At 56.7% G+C, this 1,911-nt stretch carries 1 protein-coding gene and 1 pseudogene; both read left to right on the forward strand.

Annotated features, from left to right (window positions below; translation table 11 throughout):
- Positions 1-1,087 (forward strand): Tet(A)/Tet(B)/Tet(C) family tetracycline efflux MFS transporter (gene tet, locus C4N23_RS13640; RefSeq protein ID WP_112146677.1); only part of this gene is annotated, 1,087 nt, incomplete at its 5' end.
- 10 nt (positions 1,088-1,097) lie between these two features.
- Positions 1,098-1,911: pseudogene (locus C4N23_RS13645) on the forward strand (DNA polymerase domain-containing protein); the annotation flags it as partial.

Below are 1,911 nucleotides of genomic sequence, written 5' to 3' on the forward strand. Positions count from 1 at the left end.
CGTCCATTCCGACAGCATCGCCAGTCACTATGGCGTGCTGCTAGCGCTATATGCGTTGATGCAATTTCTATGCGCACCCGTTCTCGGAGCACTGTCCGACCGCTTTGGCCGCCGCCCAGTCCTGCTCGCTTCGCTACTTGGAGCCACTATCGACTACGCGATCATGGCGACCACACCCGTCCTGTGGATCCTCTACGCCGGACGCATCGTGGCCGGCATCACCGGCGCCACAGGTGCGGTTGCTGGCGCCTATATCGCCGACATCACCGATGGGGAAGATCGGGCTCGCCACTTCGGGCTCATGAGCGCTTGTTTCGGCGTGGGTATGGTGGCAGGCCCCGTGGCCGGGGGACTGTTGGGCGCCATCTCCTTGCATGCACCATTCCTTGCGGCGGCGGTGCTCAACGGCCTCAACCTACTACTGGGCTGCTTCCTAATGCAGGAGTCGCATAAGGGAGAGCGTCGACCGATGCCCTTGAGAGCCTTCAACTCTAGAAGCTCCTTCCGGTGGGCGCGGGGCATGACTATTGTCGCCGCACTTATGACTGTCTTCTTTATCATGCAACTCGTAGGACAGGTGCCGGCAGCGCTCTGGGTCATTTTCGGCGAGGACCGCTTTCGCTGGAGCGCGACGATGATCGGCCTGTCGCTTGCGGTATTCGGAATCTTGCACGCCCTCGCTCAAGCCTTCGTCACTGGTCCCGCCACCAAACGTTTCGGCGAGAAGCAGGCCATTATCGCCGGCATGGCGGCCGACGCGCTGGGCTACGTCTTGCTGGCGTTCGCGACGCGAGGCTGGATGGCCTTCCCCATTATGATTCTTCTCGCTTCCGGCGGCATTGGGATGCCCGCGTTGCAGGCCATGCTGTCCAGGCAGGTAGATGACGACCATCAGGGACAGCTTCAAGGATCGCTCGCGGCTCTTACCAGCCTAACTTCGATCATTGGACCGCTGATCGTCACGGCGATTTATGCCGCCTCGGCGAGCACATGGAACGGGTTGGCATGGATTGTAGGCGCCGCCCTATACCTTGTCTGCCTCCCCGCGTTGCGTCGCGGTGCATGGAGCCGGGCCACCTCGACCTGAATGTCTAGAGGGCGATAGCTTTGCGGTGGAAATCAAAGGCCGCATCCACTTTGATCTGTTTCTGGTGGTGCGTCGTACCATTAACCTGCCGACCTATACCCTGGAAGCGGTGTATGAAGCGGTTCTGGGCAAAACCAAAAGCAAACTGGGCGCGGAAGAAATTGCGGCGATTTGGGAAACCGAAGAGAGCATGAAAAAACTGGCGCAGTATAGCATGGAAGATGCGCGTGCGACCTATGAACTGGGTAAAGAATTTTTCCCGATGGAAGCGGAACTGGCGAAACTGATTGGTCAGAGCGTGTGGGATGTTAGCCGTAGCAGCACCGGTAATCTGGTGGAATGGTACCTGCTGCGCGTTGCGTATGCGCGTAATGAACTGGCGCCGAACAAACCGGACGAAGAAGAATACAAACGTCGTCTGCGTACCACCTATCTGGGCGGCTATGTGAAAGAACCGGAAAAAGGCCTGTGGGAAAACATCATCTACCTGGATTTCCGTAGCCTGTATCCGAGCATTATCGTGATCCATAACGTTAGCCCGGATACCCTGGAAAAAGAAGGCTGCAAAAACTATGATGTTGCGCCGATTGTGGGCTATCGCTTCTGCAAAGATTTTCCGGGCTTTATCCCGAGCATTCTGGGTGATCTGATTGCGATGCGCCAGGATATCAAAAAGAAAATGAAAAGCACCATCGATCCGATCGAAAAAAAAATGCTGGATTATCGCCAGCGCGCGATCAAACTGCTGGCGAACAGCTATTACGGCTATATGGGCTATCCGAAAGCGCGTTGGTATAGCAACGCGCTTTCGGATAGCCCATATA

Origin of the sequence: Faecalibacterium hattorii, assembly GCF_003287455.1 — a bacterium.
Classification (GTDB): domain Bacteria; phylum Bacillota; class Clostridia; order Oscillospirales; family Ruminococcaceae; genus Faecalibacterium; species Faecalibacterium hattorii.